Source organism: Escherichia sp. KCJ4928 (assembly GCF_004352695.1).
Taxonomy (GTDB): Bacteria; Pseudomonadota; Gammaproteobacteria; order Enterobacterales; family Enterobacteriaceae; genus ECMA0423.
Genome location: NZ_SJWV01000089.1, coordinates 1 through 16,150, shown reverse-complemented (window position 1 = coordinate 16,150; position 16,150 = coordinate 1). Strand labels below are relative to the sequence as shown.

At 50.3% G+C, this 16,150-nt stretch carries 17 protein-coding genes and 1 riboswitch; of the genes, 4 read left to right on the top strand and 13 right to left on the bottom strand.

Translation table 11 applies throughout. The features are described 5' to 3' along the window. Positions 1-253 precede the first annotated feature (253 nt). Positions 254-1,153, top strand: coding sequence for a lipid kinase YegS (gene yegS, locus E0D98_RS14015; protein ID WP_000807362.1), 900 nt, complete (start codon positions 254-256; stop codon positions 1,151-1,153). 81 nt (positions 1,154-1,234) lie between these two features. On the opposite strand, the gene E0D98_RS14010 is transcribed toward yegS, so the two are convergent. From E0D98_RS14010 to fbaB, 8 genes are all read right to left on the bottom strand, one after another. Further along, entirely contained in the window at positions 1,235-2,008 is a 774-nt protein-coding gene (locus E0D98_RS14010) for a DeoR/GlpR family DNA-binding transcription regulator (protein WP_001367074.1), read from the bottom strand. Between the two features lie 105 nt (positions 2,009-2,113). Next, positions 2,114-3,154: a galactitol-1-phosphate 5-dehydrogenase gene (gene gatD, locus E0D98_RS14005; RefSeq protein WP_000844219.1), complete on the bottom strand. Its 1,041-nt coding sequence runs from the start codon at positions 3,152-3,154 to the stop codon at positions 2,114-2,116. A gap of 47 nt (positions 3,155-3,201) precedes the next feature. Next, positions 3,202-4,557 (bottom strand): PTS galactitol transporter subunit IIC, encoded by a 1,356-nt coding sequence (locus tag E0D98_RS14000; protein ID WP_000490679.1) that lies wholly within the window; start codon positions 4,555-4,557, stop codon positions 3,202-3,204. Positions 4,558-4,560: 3 nt separating this feature from the next. After that, positions 4,561-4,845 (bottom strand): PTS galactitol transporter subunit IIB, encoded by a 285-nt coding sequence (gene gatB / locus E0D98_RS13995; RefSeq protein ID WP_000823272.1) that lies wholly within the window; start codon positions 4,843-4,845, stop codon positions 4,561-4,563. 30 nt (positions 4,846-4,875) lie between these two features. Beyond that, positions 4,876-5,328 carry a PTS galactitol transporter subunit IIA gene (gene gatA, locus E0D98_RS13990; protein ID WP_000182904.1) on the bottom strand — a complete coding sequence of 151 codons (453 nt, stop codon included), beginning with the start codon at positions 5,326-5,328 and terminating at the stop codon, positions 4,876-4,878. A gap of 9 nt (positions 5,329-5,337) precedes the next feature. Continuing rightward, the gene (gatZ, locus tag E0D98_RS13985; RefSeq protein ID WP_001297421.1) at positions 5,338-6,600 is read right to left on the bottom strand and encodes a tagatose-bisphosphate aldolase subunit GatZ; all 1,263 of its coding nucleotides are present in this window, start codon (positions 6,598-6,600) and stop codon (positions 5,338-5,340) included. Positions 6,601-6,628: 28 nt separating this feature from the next. Next, on the bottom strand, positions 6,629-7,483 hold the full coding sequence (gatY, locus tag E0D98_RS13980) for a tagatose-bisphosphate aldolase subunit GatY (RefSeq protein WP_001297423.1): 855 nt from the start codon (positions 7,481-7,483) through the stop codon (positions 6,629-6,631). 307 nt (positions 7,484-7,790) lie between these two features. Beyond that, on the bottom strand, positions 7,791-8,843 hold the full coding sequence (gene fbaB, locus E0D98_RS13975; protein ID WP_131890708.1) for a class I fructose-bisphosphate aldolase: 1,053 nt from the start codon (positions 8,841-8,843) through the stop codon (positions 7,791-7,793). A 256-nt stretch (positions 8,844-9,099) separates the two neighbouring features. Here fbaB and E0D98_RS13970 point away from each other — a divergent pair, with 256 nt between their 5' ends. The 3 genes from E0D98_RS13970 to E0D98_RS13960 are packed head-to-tail and all read left to right on the top strand — an operon-like array spanning position 9,100 to position 12,340. Next, complete coding sequence (locus E0D98_RS13970) at positions 9,100-10,377, top strand: nucleoside permease (protein WP_000858500.1); 1,278 nt, start codon at positions 9,100-9,102, stop codon at positions 10,375-10,377. Further along, positions 10,374-11,378 (top strand): ADP-ribosylglycohydrolase family protein, encoded by a 1,005-nt coding sequence (locus E0D98_RS13965; RefSeq protein WP_000846217.1) that lies wholly within the window; start codon positions 10,374-10,376, stop codon positions 11,376-11,378. The genes E0D98_RS13970 and E0D98_RS13965 overlap by 4 nt, the downstream gene beginning before the upstream one ends. Next, complete coding sequence (locus E0D98_RS13960; RefSeq protein ID WP_000011957.1) at positions 11,375-12,340, top strand: carbohydrate kinase family protein; 966 nt, start codon at positions 11,375-11,377, stop codon at positions 12,338-12,340. Before E0D98_RS13965 ends, E0D98_RS13960 begins: the two co-directional genes overlap by 4 nt. On the opposite strand, the gene E0D98_RS13955 is transcribed toward E0D98_RS13960, so the two are convergent. From E0D98_RS13955 to rcnR, 5 genes are all read right to left on the bottom strand, one after another. Next, positions 12,314-13,060 carry a GntR family transcriptional regulator gene (locus tag E0D98_RS13955; RefSeq protein ID WP_000434038.1) on the bottom strand — a complete coding sequence of 249 codons (747 nt, stop codon included), beginning with the start codon at positions 13,058-13,060 and terminating at the stop codon, positions 12,314-12,316. The genes E0D98_RS13960 and E0D98_RS13955 overlap by 27 nt on opposite strands. Before the next feature lie 51 nt (positions 13,061-13,111). Further along, the gene (locus tag E0D98_RS13950) at positions 13,112-13,930 is read right to left on the bottom strand and encodes a glycoside hydrolase family 25 protein (RefSeq protein WP_001297420.1); all 819 of its coding nucleotides are present in this window, start codon (positions 13,928-13,930) and stop codon (positions 13,112-13,114) included. A 64-nt stretch (positions 13,931-13,994) separates the two neighbouring features. Then, entirely contained in the window at positions 13,995-14,795 is an 801-nt protein-coding gene (thiD, locus tag E0D98_RS13945) for a bifunctional hydroxymethylpyrimidine kinase/phosphomethylpyrimidine kinase (protein ID WP_000822274.1), read from the bottom strand. Further along, positions 14,792-15,580, bottom strand: a complete 789-nt coding sequence (thiM, locus tag E0D98_RS13940) for a hydroxyethylthiazole kinase (RefSeq protein ID WP_001195605.1) — start codon at positions 15,578-15,580, stop codon at positions 14,792-14,794. The genes thiD and thiM overlap by 4 nt, the downstream gene beginning before the upstream one ends. 34 nt (positions 15,581-15,614) lie before the next feature. Next, positions 15,615-15,711, bottom strand: a riboswitch (TPP riboswitch). Positions 15,712-15,802: 91 nt separating this feature from the next. Next, the gene (rcnR, locus tag E0D98_RS13935) at positions 15,803-16,075 is read right to left on the bottom strand and encodes a Ni(II)/Co(II)-binding transcriptional repressor RcnR (RefSeq protein ID WP_000019944.1); all 273 of its coding nucleotides are present in this window, start codon (positions 16,073-16,075) and stop codon (positions 15,803-15,805) included. Positions 16,076-16,150: the final 75 nt, after the last annotated feature.

The window sequence follows — 16,150 nt, the reverse complement described above, 5'->3', positions numbered from 1 at the left end:
CTCCATGGGGGCTTTAATATATTATATTGAAGATGCCACTGTTTAGTTGAATATTAGGTATATGCTCTTTTTTGAAATTTATCGGTGGCAGCCGTTAGTATTCGCTGTCCCCATTGCAAGCTCCTGGTGGTAACCACTGAATCCTCCATACTTGAACTGACTTTTTATCCTCCGACTTTCATCCTGTTCTGACTCCACCTTTTGTTTTCTGCTCTACACTATCTACAGACCAATCATAAAGGCACATACGATCATGGCAGAATTTCCCGCCAGCTTACTGATTCTTAATGGCAAAAGTACTGACAATCTACCCTTGCGCGAAGCAATTATGCTGTTGCGTGAGGAAGGAATGACGATCCATGTGCGCGTCACCTGGGAGAAAGGCGATGCCGCACGATATGTAGAGGAGGCCCGGAAGTTGGGCGTCGCAACGGTGATTGCCGGTGGTGGCGATGGCACCATTAATGAAGTTTCTACGGCGTTGATTCAGTGTGAGGGGGATGACATACCCGCGCTGGGAATTTTGCCATTAGGAACCGCCAATGATTTTGCCACCAGTGTAGGGATTCCTGAGGCACTGGATAAGGCGCTGAAACTGGCAATTGCCGGTAACGCCATTGCGATAGATATGGCGCAGGTCAACAAACAAACCTGTTTTATTAATATGGCGACAGGCGGATTTGGGACGCGTATTACCACAGAAACGCCGGAAAAATTAAAAGCCGCGCTGGGTGGCGTCTCTTACATCATTCATGGCTTAATGCGCATGGATACTCTGCAACCGGACCGTTGTGAAATCCGCGGTGAAAACTTTCACTGGCAAGGTGACGCCCTGGTCATTGGTATTGGTAACGGGCGTCAGGCCGGTGGCGGTCAGCAATTGTGTCCGAACGCGTTAATTAACGATGGCTTGCTGCAACTGCGCATTTTTACCGGCGATGAAATTCTTCCGGCTCTCGTATCAACCTTAAAATCTGACGAAGATAACCCGAATATTATCGAAGGCGCTTCGTCGTGGTTTGATATACAAGCCCCACACGAAATCACTTTTAATCTTGATGGCGAACCGTTGAGCGGACAAAACTTTCATATTGAAATACTTCCGGCGGCGTTGCGTTGTCGATTACCACCAGATTGTCCATTATTGCGTTAATCAAACTATTCTCTCTTGAACCAGGGAGAATCCGTAATGCCGGATGCGGTGTAAATACCTTATCCGGCATACAGAACAATACTACACCGTAATTAATTTCACCCGTGTCTTCTGCAATGCCAGTTTATCCACCTCAGACACAGCATCATCGGTAATAATAATGTCAATTTTTTCGATTGGCAGTACCTGATTAAAACCGCGACGGTTAAATTTCGATGAATCGAGAACGGCAATCACTTTATTAGCGGCTGTGACCATCGCACCGCTAACGGAATAACCCTCATTAAAGGTCGTAATACCATTAACCGCATCAATACCATCAGCACCGACAAACATTAAATCGGCATTAATATCCTGCAATGAACGCTCGGCAATGGAACCATGCATCGAGCGCGTTTTATGGCGGACCGTGCCACCACAGACGACCAGAGTAATGTCTTTATTTTCGGAAAGGGCAAACGCTGCCGGGAGACTGTTGGTAATCACCGTGATATTTTTAGCGGTCATTAATCCTTCGGCGATAAGCATTGTGGTACTTCCGCTGTCGAGAATAACGGTCATCCCTTCATGGATCATTTTGACTGCCGCCTGCGCTATTCTGTTTTTTGGCGCGCTGGCGAGCTGAAATCGCTCTTTAAACCCGACTTCCTGAGTCTCGGTTTCACTATTACCGGACATTATTTTCGCCGCACCGCCATGAAAGCGCGTAACCACGCCTTTTTGTTCGAGAAAGCGCAAATCGGCACGGATTGTCGCTTCCGAGGCAGCAAATACTCCCGCCAGATCCTGAACAAGCACGGTTCCCTGTTCATTCACTAATTGGATGATCTTATTCCTTCGCTCGAATGAATTCATCGTCATTTACCCATATTCAATTGTGGCTAGTGTAAACGAAGGGGGACCATTGGTGAATGATCTGTTTTGCACAATACCGGGCCAGCATCACGCTGGCCCGCGGTTTCAGGGAATGAGCAACACTTTGCCCGGCATGGCATTACGAGCGATGTCACGCACCGCCTGGGCGAAGCTTTCAAAGCTTCCACGGTGAGCGATTAATGGCTCCAGGCTTAACTTACGTTCTGTCAGCAACCGGCTCGCCGTTTCCCACTCCTGCCCCGGCCAAGGGCTGGAGTAGTTCATCCAACTGCCGATAACCGTCAGCTCTTTACGCAATATTTTGCCAAACGTTGCCGATGTTAAATGCAGATCCTGATGCAACGTGCCCACCAGCGCCAGTTGGGCATGAGGACCGGCAATCTCTACCGCCAGTTCGACAGTTTGCGGTACGCCAGCCGTCTCGAGGATAAGCTGATTAAAGCGCAGTTCGCGTAAAACGCTCTGCATTTGCGGCGCGCTCATTTCGCTACTGTTAAATGTTTGCATCGCACCGAAAGATTTTGCCAGTGCCAGTTTTTCTGAGCTAATGTCGATAGCCGTCACACTCTTTGCTCCCAGCGCGACAGCGCACTGAATAGCCAGCAGGCCAATGGTTCCGGCACCAATAATAATAACGTTTTTATTCTCACAACCTTGCGCTAAATGAAAAGCATGCAGTCCAACGGTAATCGGCTCAATAAAAGCCCCATCCTCAATAGGCATATCCGTGGGTAGAGCAAAGACATTTTTTCGCTTAACGACAATATATTCAGCAAATCCACCATCACGCCGCGAGCCAATAAAATCATATTTTGCGCACTGGGAATAAAACCCTTTCAAACACTCTGGACAAGTAAAACAGGGTAATAACGGCACACAGGCAACCGCATCGCCAGGGTGTAAATCATCAACACCGGATCCCACCGCATCAATATAGCCGCTAAATTCATGGCCTAACGTTATTGGATAATAATGTGCACCATTTTTAAATATCCTGGGTAAATCGGAACCACATAAGCCCGAGCTGGCAATTTTTACCCGCACCTCATCCTGATGTTTAATTTCAGGAATGACGCTTTCTGCAACGCGCACGATACCATCAGTATCATTCACCACTGATTTCATAAAAACTCCTGATTGTTAAGGGGGATAACCTCCCCCTCAGGTAAAAATTATTCTGCGAGAACGACTTTCTCTTGTTTAATAAAGCCACGCGCTCTACGCCAGGTCATGAAAATACCGGTCAGATAAATTGCACCGATAATAATGAAACCGGGAATATTTTGCGGGGAGAAAACCTGAATCAGTAACCAGGTAATGGGAGAACCGCCCTGATCCATTGAAGCCACCATACCCCCGGCTTTTAACGCCCCAGCATTAGCCGCCAGTTGGGTGTGCAAACCAATAGTTTGCGTCGCGATCCACAGAGTGATGCTCATGATGATGACACCCGAGATTAAGGTGCGGAACAGATTTCCACGATGCACGGCGACCGCCATCGCCACGAAGAAGCCGATGGTGGCAAGATCGCCAAACGGCAGCACCTGATTACCCGGCACACAAACAGCAATTAAAATGGTGAGTGGGATAAAAATCAGGCTTGCCGATACCACCGCCGTATGTCCCAGCAGCAACGCCGGATCAAGGCCAATCAGGAACTCCTGACCGCCGAACTTCGCCTGTAAACGACTACGAGCCTGCTTAGCGATGGGCGTTAAACCATCCATGATGGGTTTAATCACCCGTGGCATTAGCAGCATCACTGCCGCCGTTTTTACCGCCAGCTGCAATACACCTTTGACATCGTAACCCGCGAGGATGCCGATAATCAGCCCCATCACAAAACCCACGGTGACAGGCTCGCCAAATGGACCAAATTTGCGCTGAATATCGTCGGCGCTAAATTTAATTCGGTTAACGCCTGGGATTTTCTCGATGATAGCATCGACCAGCACCGCAATCGGCCCCATATACGCCGACGTACCGTGCGGAATAGCAATACCTTCCAGCTCAAAGAAATTTCGGGTATCGCGGGCAAACCAGTCGCCGAGCTTATAAACAAACGCCGCGTGAATTACGACACCTGCCATCCCTATCATCCATGAACCGGTTGCCAGATGCAGCAACGCGCCGGTGAAGGTCATATGCCAGATATTCCAGATATCAACATTTACCACCCGCGTCATACGGGTCAGTAACATCGCCACGTTAACCAGAATCGCAATCGGAATCGCCACCAGCGCAATTTGCGAAGCCCAGGTCATTGGTGAAGAGCCCGGCCAGCCGACATCGACCACATGCAGATTCAGGTCGAAATTTTCCGCCATCGCTTTCGCCGCCGGACCAATGGAATCCAGCATTAAGCCAATCACAAGGCCAATGCCAACAAAGCCAATCCCGATATGCAGACCCGCTTTAAAGCAATCGCCTGCCTTCATGCCTAATATTTTAGAAAAAATAATGATGACAATCGGAAGCATCACCGTAGGGCCGAGGTCGAGAATATAACGCATGACTTCTGAAAACATAGGTCACCCCTGTAAGATAGTCAGAATTTTATTTTGTAATGCTTCGATACCGACACCAGAAATAAAAGGCATGCCGTGAACTAACGGAATATCGCCAAAACTACGATCCACTTTGGCAGTGGTGCATATCAAATGCACACCATCCATATAGGTTTCTATTTCATTAACCCGACACTGGATTAATTCAACAGGAATATTATGATTCTGACACAACTCTTTAATTTCTTCCGCCGCCATCGTAGAGGTCGCAACCGCGCCTCCGCAAGCGACAATAATCTTGCGTTTCATAAATAGTCCTTTTTATTGTTACAGAGGGATTTATTCGTCTGAATCTAAAACATACTTTGTGAAGTATTCCTTTAACTGGGTTTCAGGAAGAGTGATTAGTGTCTCGACGATATCGGGCTGTTGTAACTTGCCAAATAAACAGCGTAAAAGTTTCAATTGCTGCTGCGGATTTTCCACAATCAACGCAATAACCAACGATACCTCCACGTCGTTATCATCATCCGCTTGCTGAAAATGAACTTTATTTGTTGGCCTTAACAGATAAATGGCTGACGACTTAGCATGAATCGCCTCACAATGCGGTATTGCAATGGCGTGCTGCTCAAGCATTATCCCGGTAGGGAATTCTGCTTCTCTGGCAATTAATGCCTGTGGCCAGGTATCATGAACCACACCTTTGGCGAGCATCTCATTACCGATATGGGTTAAAACTTCGCTACGATCGACAAAAGAAATTCCGCTACGAACAAACAGGTTAGTCATATACCGTCCTTATTCCGCACAGCCGTAGCGATAGGCGCGCAAAACATCATAAATTTTATCCATAATCAGCTGATGCGGTATTGCTGATAATTCCCCGGACTGAATGCGTTCAAATTGTTTGGGAAGATACTGACTAATCATGCCCAGTGGGATGTCCACGCCTTGCAGATTCACCATCATCGTTTCGACGCTATTTTTAATCCGACTATGCGGCCAGTAATAACGAATACGATCCGACAGGCTGTAACGAATATCCAGTAATGAATCGTTAAAACCCGTACGATAATATTTTTTCCAGTATTGCGGTTCGTCGAGCATCACTTCTTCAATTACCGCCAGGCAACCGCTGCGATTTTCGGGGGCGATAAGTTCCTGCTCAATTTGCGCCAGTGCAAATACCGCCTCACGTAAAGCAAAGGTTAATGCGGGACCAACTTTCAAAATTGCAAAGTGATCGCGGACTAATTCCCAATAAGCCGTCCGGGTCTGGTAATCGGTAGAATGTGCTTCATAAACCATTCGGGTGTTTTCTATCCATTGCGCCAGCGCCTGCGCTTCCTGCGGCTGATAATGGATAATATTGCTGTGATCAAATTCCACACCCGGCTGCACCACGATGGCAATCACGCGTGTTAACGCCTCTGCCAGCCCACGGGCAATAAAGGCCTTTTGATGCGTACGTAAAGTATTGGCGGCATCTTCAACATGGGTGATGTGTACTGACTGAATGGCGCTGGCCTCACCGCCCGGAACCGGAACTTCGGTGCCAATGACATAGCTCAGTTGCTCACGCTGGCAATCTGTCGCCACACTTTCCGCAGCAAAGCAAAGCACAGCAGCTCGTTCCGCAACCGTTTCTGGTGCTAACGGTATGGGATCCCCCGCGCAGGACATTGACGCATCAAGATGAATTTTACTGAAGCCAGCACGAACATATGCTTTTACCAGCTCGACGGATTTTTCCATCGCCGCATCCGCATTTTCTTGCTGCCAGCAGTTTGGCCCCAGATGATCGCCGCCGAGAATAATGCGTTCGCGTGCAAACCCAACTTTATCGGCAATCGTAAAAACAAATTCGCGAAAGTCTGCCGGTGTCATTCCGGTATAACCGCCAAATTGATTGACCTGGTTTGACGTTGCTTCAATCAGCACTTTGCGCGTGCTGTTGCGATCAAATGCCAGCGCCGCTTCGATAACCAACGGATGGGCAGAACAGACTGAACATATGCCGATATGTTCACCAGCTTTATGCCGGGCAATTAACGTTTTCATGTTTTTTCCTTGTTAAATGGCAGGTGCGTTATGCCCTGCCCTCGCAGCCACAATCGGCAATCACTTTGCTCACCACATCGCGCATTGCGGATTTAGCCGACTGCAAATAATCCCGGGGATCGGTCGCTTCGGGGTGCTCGGTCAGGTAATTTTTTAACGCCTGCGAGAAGGCATTTTTCAGCTCCGTTGCAACGTTGATTTTGCATATCCCCACTTTGATGGTTTGCTGAATATCCTTAGTCGATAATCCTGACGCGCCATGCAGCACCAGCGGTAAGTTCACCCACTGGCGAATGTTCTCCAGTCGAGAAAAATCAAGCACCGGTGCGCTGGCATACATACCGTGAGCCGTACCGATGGCGACCGCCAGGGAATCAATCCCGGTTGCCTCGGCAAATTCACGCGCCTGTGCGGGGTTGGTGTACAACGCATCGGCTTCATTGACTTGCACATCATCTTCCTGGCCGCCAAGTTGCCCCAGCTCCGCCTCGACGCTGACATCAAAGCGATGGCAAAAATCCACCACCTCTTTGACCCGTGAAATATTTTGCGCAAAAGGCAAATGCGAGGCGTCAATCATGACTGAGCGCACGCCAGAACGAACCTTCTGAGCGATATCGTCAAATTTCGTGTGATGGTCGAGATGAATTGCCAGTGGATGGTGATATTGCTTCGCCATCGCGCTGACCAGCGCCAACAGATTTTCTGTACCAGCATGAGTAAATGTGCCAGGCGTTCCGGCGATGATGACCGGCGCATGCAGGTTGGCAGCGGTTTCCACCACCACTTGCATCGTTTCGAGATTGTGAATATTGAATGCCGGAACCGCATAACCGCCGCGCTGTGCGTTGTTCAGCATCTGCTTTGTCGATACCACGTACATTTTCATATCCTGTCGTTTGTTTTCGATTTCAAAATATAATGAAATTATTTGTTTTTAAATATCGAGATAACGATCACAAAAACGACAATATGAAAATTGTTCGAGGAGTGAAAGGCAAAAAAACGGCCTCCCGATAGGGAAGCCGTAGCAAAGTGCGCGTGTTTTTATGCCGGATGCGGTGTAAACATACGTGGCAGTGCTATGTAGGCATGATAAGACGCTTCCGCGTCGCATCAGGCATAGGTTGCCGGATGCAGTGTAAACGCCTTATCCGTCCTACGGGGTGGTGCTGTTCGTATGAGGCGTATCAGGCAATAGTAATTTTGCTATCGAGATAAACGTCCTGCACGGCATTAATCAGTTTCACGCCGTCAGCCATCGATTTCTTGAACGCCTTACGTCCAAGAATCAGCCCCATTCCGCCAGCGCGTTTGTTGATAACCGCAGTACGCACTGCATCGCTGAGGTCAGTTTCACCGCCCGCAGCACCGCCGGAGTTTATCAACCCAGCCCGACCCATATAGCAGTTAGCTAACTGATAACGCACCAGATCAATCGGGTTTTCGCTGGTCAATTTGCTGTAAACACGATCGTCGGTGTAACCGTAATTAATTGCTTTATAGCCGCCGTTATTTTCCGCCATTTTTTGTTTGACGATATCTGCACCGATGGTTGCCGCCAGATGGTTTGCCTGACCGGTCAGGTCGGCGGAAACATGGTAATCAACGCCATCTTTCTTAAAGGCGGAGTTACGCAAATAGGCCCACAGCACTGTCACCATACCCAGCTCGTGCGCACGTTCAAAAGCCGCAGAAATTTCTTCAATCTGGCGACGTGACTCTTCCGAGCCAAAATAGATAGTCGCACCAACCGCAACCGCGCCCATGTTGAACGCCTGCTCCACGCTGGCATACAGCGTTTGATCGTAGGTATTCGGGTAACTTAGCGTCTCGTTGTGATTAAGTTTGACGAGGAATGGAATGCGATGCGCATAACGCCGCGATACCGACGCCAGCACGCCGTAAGTTGACGCCACACAGTTACAGCCCGCTTCGATCGCCAGTTCAACAATGTTTTTCGGGTCAAAGTAGAGCGGGTTAGCAGCAAATGAAGCTCCGGCAGAGTGCTCAACGCCCTGGTCAACCGGCAGAATAGAAAGATATCCTGTGCCAGCCAGACGCCCGGTGTTGTACAACGTCTGCATATTACGTAACACCGCTGGCGGGCGATTATTGTCAATCATTACGCGGTCTACGTAGTCATGTCCGGGGAGATAAAGCTGGTCAGAAGGAATTGTCATACAACGGTACTGTAAAAGGTTGTCGGCGTCTTTGCCAAGCAACTGCGCAATATCTGTCATTACTATGCTCCCGTAAATTCCGATTGGATATCGGCTATGGATTGTCCTGGCCCGCCTTTTGCGGGCAATCATAATCCTGGTCGTTACGGGCGAGTTTTTCCATCTTTTGGATGTTTTTTCAGCGTTTTCTGTTGGCTCGATTCATCAGAAAAAATGTTAGCGCGGTCAAGTTTTCACCGCAAAGGTATTTAAAAGGTATTATTAAGTGGTATTGTCATCGCGTACCTTACATTACCTGTCATGAAGGAATTAAAAGATGAAAACAACAGCAAAGCTGTCGTTCATGATGTTTGTTGAATGGTTTATCTGGGGCGCGTGGTTTGTGCCATTGTGGTTGTGGTTAAGTAAAAGCGGTTTTAGTGCCGGAGAAATTGGCTGGTCGTATGCCTGTACCGCCATTGCGGCGATCCTGTCGCCAATTCTGGTTGGCTCCATCACTGACCGCTTTTTCTCGGCGCAAAAAGTGCTGGCGGTATTGATGTTCGCAGGCGCGCTGCTGATGTATTTCGCTGCGCAACAGACCACTTTTGCCGGGTTCTTTCCGTTACTGCTGGCTTACTCTCTAACCTATATGCCGACCATTGCGCTGACTAACAGCATCGCTTTTGCCAACGTGCCGGATGTGGAGCGTGATTTCCCGCGCATTCGTGTGATGGGCACTATCGGCTGGATTGCCTCTGGTCTGGCATGTGGTTTCTTGCCGCAAATGCTGGGATATGCCGATATCTCACCGACTAACATCCCGCTGCTGATTACCGCCGGAAGTTCTGCTCTGCTCGGTGTGTTTGCGTTTTTCCTGCCCGACACGCCGCCAAAAAGCACCGGCAAAATGGACATTAAAGTCATGCTCGGCCTGGATGCGCTGATCCTGCTGCGCGATAAAAACTTCCTCGTCTTTTTCTTCTGTTCATTCCTGTTTGCGATGCCACTGGCGTTCTATTACATCTTTGCCAACGGTTATCTGACCGAAGTTGGCATGAAAAACGCCACCGGCTGGATGACGCTCGGCCAGTTCTCTGAAATCTTCTTTATGCTGGCATTGCCGTTTTTCACTAAACGCTTTGGTATCAAAAAGGTATTATTGCTTGGTCTGGTCACCGCTGCGATCCGCTATGGCTTCTTTATTTACGGTAGTGCGGATGAATATTTCACCTACGCGTTACTGTTCCTCGGTATTTTGCTTCACGGCGTAAGTTACGATTTTTACTACGTTACCGCTTACATCTATGTCGATAAAAAAGCCCCCGTGCATATGCGTACCGCCGCGCAGGGGCTGATCACGCTCTGCTGCCAGGGCTTCGGCAGTTTGCTCGGCTATCGTCTTGGCGGTGTGATGATGGAAAAGATGTTCGCTTATCAGGAACCGGTAAACGGACTGACTTTCAACTGGTCCGGGATGTGGACTTTTGGCGCGGTGATGATTGCCATTATCGCCGTGCTGTTCATGATTTTTTTCCGCGAATCCGACAACGAAATTACGGCTATCAAGGTCGATGATCGCGATATTGCGTTGACACAAGGGGAAGTTAAATGAAAACAGAACGTATTCTCGGTGCTCTTTATGGGCAGGCGTTAGGGGATGCGATGGGGATGCCCTCCGAGCTTTGGCCACGCAGCCGCGTTAAAGCACACTTTGGCTGGATTGACCGTTTTCTTCCTGGACCAAAGGAGAATAACGCGGCCTGTTATTTTAACCGCGCCGAATTCACCGACGATACCTCGATGGCGCTGTGTCTGGCGGATGCGTTACTGGAACGTGAAGGCAAGATCGATCCGGATCTGATTGGGCGTAATATTCTCGACTGGGCGCTGCGTTTCGACGCCTTTAACAAAAACGTACTAGGTCCGACCTCGAAGATTGCGCTTAACGCCATTCGCGACGGTAAACCCGTTGCTGAACTGGAAAACAACGGCGTGACCAACGGCGCAGCGATGCGCGTCTCGCCATTAGGTTGTTTGCTTCCGGCGCGTGATGTTGATTCCTTTATTGATGATGTGGCGCTGGCGTCGAGCCCGACCCATAAATCCGATCTGGCAGTTGCAGGTGCGGTAGTCATCGCATGGGCGATTTCTCGTGCCATTGACGGAGAAAGCTGGTCAGCGATTGTTGATTCCCTGCCTTCAATTGCGCGACATGCACAGCAAAAACGCATCACTACCTTCAGCGCCTCACTGGCAGCACGTCTGGAGATTGCGCTGAAAATTGTGCGCAATGCCGACGGCACCGAATCCGCCAGCGAACAGCTTTACCAGGTCGTTGGCGCAGGTACCAGCACTATTGAGTCCGTTCCGTGCGCCATTGCGCTGGTTGAACTGGCACAAACCGACCCGAATCGCTGCGCCGTCCTGTGCGCTAACCTTGGCGGCGACACAGACACCATCGGCGCTATGGCGACGGCGATTTGCGGCGCGTTGCATGGCGTTAACGCTATCGATCCTGCATTAAAGGCGGAACTGGATGCGGTAAATCAGCTTGATTTCAACCGCTATGCCACAGCGCTGGCGAAATATCGTCAACAACGGGAGGCGGTATGAGCGGCGCTCGATTACACACGCTGCTGCCTGAATTAACCTCGCGTCAGCCGGTGATGGTCGTCGGCGCGGCGGTCATTGATGTGATCGCCGACGCTTATGCCCTCCCCTGGCGTGGGTGCGATATCGAACTGAAGCAGCAGAGCGTTAACGTTGGCGGCTGCGCACTGAATATTGCCGTGGCGTTAAAGCGCCTCGGCATCGAAGCGGGTAATGCCTTGCCGCTCGGTCAGGGCGTGTGGGCGGAGATTATTCGCAACCGGATGGCGAAAGAGGGGTTAATCAGCCTGATCGATAACGCCGAAGGCGATAACGGCTGGTGTCTGGCGCTGGTTGAGCCGGATGGCGAACGCACTTTTATGTCATTCAGCGGTGTGGAAAATCAGTGGAATCGCCAGTGGCTGGCGCGATTAACCGTTGCGCCTGGCAGCCTGCTCTATTTTTCCGGTTATCAACTGGCCTCGCCCTGCGGCGAATTGTTAGTGGAATGGCTGGAAAAGCTGCAAGACGTGACGCCGTTTATCGATTTTGGCCCACGTATCGGCGATATCCCGGACGCATTACTGGCGCGGATCATGGCCTGTCGACCTTTAGTATCACTCAATCGTCAAGAGGCTGAGATTGCCGCCGAACGTTTTGCTTTATCCGCAGAGATAACAACACTTGGCAAGCAATGGCAGGAGAAATTTGCCGCGCCGTTGATCGTTCGTCTCGATAAAGAGGGTGCATGGTATTTCAGCAACGACGCTTCTGGCTGCATTCCGGCATTTCCAACGCAAGTTGTAGACACCATTGGGGCGGGCGACAGTCATGCAGGTGGCGTACTTGCCGGGCTGGCCTCTGGTCTGCCACTGGCGGATGCCGTATTACTGGGCAATGCAGTGGCGTCGTGGGTTGTCGGGCATCGGGGCGGTGATTGTGCGCCAACGCGCGAGGAACTACTCCTCGCACACAAAAACGTATAGATCGCTGCGACAGTGGCTAATGCTGTACTCAATAGGCCGTTGCTGTTGGTCAAGCGCCACTTGCTTGATCACCAGCACCGGTATTTTGCTATCTAACTGAATATGTGACTGAAACTCGGCATCCGGCATCCGGGCGCTAACGCGGGAACGCGTACGTTGTGGGTAAATGTGCTGGCTGCGGAAATAGTCATAAAGTGAAATCCCGATGGCATCAACATCATGAATTAAATGCGCCGGAACCCACGATTCCTCAATCGATACCGCTTCTTCATCGACATAGCGAATACGCTTAAGCAAAAAGACATCACTTCCTGCTTCGACCGCCAGCTGCTGCGCGACTTCTTCGGGACATTTCACGACACGCTTGTTAACCCATAGCGTATCGGGCTTTTTCCCGCGCAATACCACCTGCTGAGAAAAACCTCGCGCTTCTTTCAACGAGTATTCGAAGATGTTGTTGATCTGCGTGCCGTAACCGCGCGAACGCGTCACCACACCCTCTTCTTCCAGCGCCTGCATCGCCTTGCGCACCGTAATGCGCGAAACGCCGGTTAACTGACTTAAATCACGCTCACCGGGCAAAATATTGCCATGCTCCAGCACCCCGCTGCGCACGGCATTTTTTACCGTTTCGGCAAACTTAATATAAAGCGGCGTGTTATCCGCCGCTAAAATACGCTCGTTCAGTTGGGCAATCAGCTGGGTATGCGCTTGTTCCATTTGTCTTTTTCCTGCCGGGGAGTCTGGTGGGAGTATATCACTGCTTCTTATTTAAGGCGTTTCTTTAATCCCATCAACGAATGCCTGCAACTCCTCCACCGTGCCATGAAATACATTAAAATCCACCGGACCATTGATGCCATCTACCTGTCCACGGTCGGAATGCTGCCAGAAGCGCCAGGCCATGCCGTCATTGTCCGGACGACGTTGATAATAGTGAGCCACCCACCACGGATATTCATTGAAATAGCCCGCCAGATTGGTGTGATAAAAAACGGCTCCTGAGTAAATAATCGGCTTTTTTCCCGTACTTTTTTCGACCATTTTTAGCCACTGACTTACTCGTTTGCGTAATTCTTTTGCCGATAATTTTCCCCGTTCTTCTACGTCCAGTACCGCAGGGAAATCGCCTTGTGAGAAATCCACCGTTTGCAGAAATAATCGTGCCTGAACCGGCGCTGCTACCGACGGGGAGAAATAATGATACGCCCCGCGCAGCAGACCATTTTCGCGGCTTAGTTGCCAGTTACGCGAAAAATACGGGTCCACCAGCTTTTCGCCTTCCGTCGCCTTAATAAAAGCAAACTGTAAGCGGATACCGTTGTCGCGCATTTTTGCCACCCGCTGCCAGTCGATCCGCTCCTGCCAGCGAGAAACATCTATTCCGTGAATGGTGTAACTGGCAGGAATGCGAATAGCGAAAGATTTAACCGGGCGATAACCGTAGAAATGGATGTAGTCTGTAATCTGAACTGCTGTCGAATAGAAAAAATTCACCGTCTGACGCGGATAAATTGCAACGATGGAAATTAGCCCAAGAGCGCATAATAGAGAGGTGAGTTTTTTTCGACTGGTAATTCTTAGCTGCATTGGTTTCATCCCTGAATGTCAGTGCCAAAGGCTGACAATAACCAAAGCAGCTATAGTACGGTGCTCACCACCAGGCGTGGAAGTGGTGAACCGGACCAATACCGTGACCAACTTCCAGCGTGTCGGCCTGGGCTAATGCTGATGAAAGCCAGCTTTTTGCCTCCTGTACGGTGTCAGCCCAGTTTGTATGGCGCGGGCGTAGTGCAGCCAACGCCGCAGAGAGCGTACAACCAGTGCCGTGGGTGTTTTTGGTCATAATGCGCGGTGCGGTAAACCGTTGTTCACCCTCGCGGGTAAACAGCCAGTCCGGGCTTTGCTCATCATCCAGATGACCACCTTTCATTAGCACTGCGCCACAGCCCATCGCCAACAGCGATCGCCCTTGTTCCAGCATTTCCTGTTCGGTGCGCGCGTGTGGCGCGTCGAGCAAGGCGGCAGCTTCGGGCAAGTTTGGCGTTATTAATGAAACCTGTGGCAATAATCGACTGCGCAGCGTAGCAACCGCCGAAGGTGAAAGCAGCGGGTCGCCGCTTTTTGCCAGCATAACGGTGTCGAGTACCACGTTTTGGATCTGATAACGTTGCAACCGTTCTGCCACCGCTTCAACAATATCGGTTTCCGCCAACATACCGATTTTAGTGGTGTCGATTCGCACATCGCTGAACACCGAATCGAGCTGGGCGGCGACAAAATCAGGCTCAATGCGATACACCGACTGTACGCCACGGGTATTTTGCGCCACCAGTGCAGTAATAACTGAGCAACCATAAGCGCCAAGTGCCGAGAAGGTTTTAAGATCGGCCTGAATCCCCGCACCACCACTGGGATCAGTACCGGCAATCGTCAGAGCGTTAATTCGTTTCATGCCTGCACCTCCTGCGTCAATTGCCAGAGCGCATCAAGGAAATGTGGAACAAAACTGCCTGGCCCCTCGCTTCTGGCGACTGCGCGCTCTCCGGCTTGTTTCATCCAGTGACAGGCAGATGCGACATTTTCCAGCGTATCGCCTGGTAACGCACAGCAGGCAGCGACAACCGCCGATAATGCACAGCCAGTTCCTACCACTTTGGTCATTAACGGATCGCCACCGTGAATGCCAACGGCGCGATGGCCATCGGTAACATAATCCACCTCGCCAGTGACCACGACGATTGCGCCAGTTTCCCGTGCCAGTGTTTGTGCAGCGGGTATCGCGTTAGCTGCGGCGTCAGTGGTATCCACTCCCCGTCCACCATTAGCAATGCCAGCTAATGCCATGATTTCCGAAGCATTACCACGTATCGCTGCCGGTTTAAAAGATAAAAGTTCATGACAAAAATGGCGGCGATAATCGAGCGCACCAACCGCTACTGGATCAAGCGTCCAGGGTGTTTGAGAGCTTTTTGCTTGCTCAACGGCAGCACGCATCGCCTGAGCGCGTGGCTGCGTCAGTGTGCCAACGTTAATCAACAAGGCACTGGCGATAGCCGCAAACTGACTGGCCTCTTCGGTTTCGATAACCATCGCTGGCGATGCACCGAGCGCCAGCAAGGTATTGGCAGTAAAGGTTTGCACCACATCGTTGGTCATGCAGTGCACAAGAGGGGAATGTTGGTGAAAAAGGTGTAACGCGTGCGCAGATTGCGCTGAACTCAGCAGGTCGACTTGCATAGTTTGCTCCTGCCATAACGTGAAGAAGCAATGACCTGGTGGTCCGTGACTTCCCTACGCTGGCATTATCCAGATCAGGTGATACGGGTATTTCTCAGCCTTCACGCAGAAGGGCACCCCGAGTCGTTTGGTTGCGATGATAAATCGCAGAGGAGGATGGTAATGTCCAGCGCACGCGTTGTAAACGAGGAAAAACGGCAGTTTTACAATCGCGTTAATAAATTATTTGATATATGAATCCAGCACCTTCAGAACGACATCCAGATCTTCTTCACGTTTTAGCTCATCCCCCTGGTGAACGATGTGTTCCGTCAGATGACCTTTAATCACTTCCCGCATCAGACCGTTTACCGCGCCACGGATAGCAGCAATCTGTTGTAAAACTGCAGCGCATTCGTGCGGCTCGTCGAGCATTTTCTTGAGCGCCACGACCTGGCCCTGAATCTTACTGGCACGCGCTTTCAGTTTCTGTTTATCACGGATTGTATGAGACATGGCAACACCTGGTTAACAAGAATATGAAAAATCATAGCACTATTAATCTACTGGGGGGTAGTATCAGGTACTGGG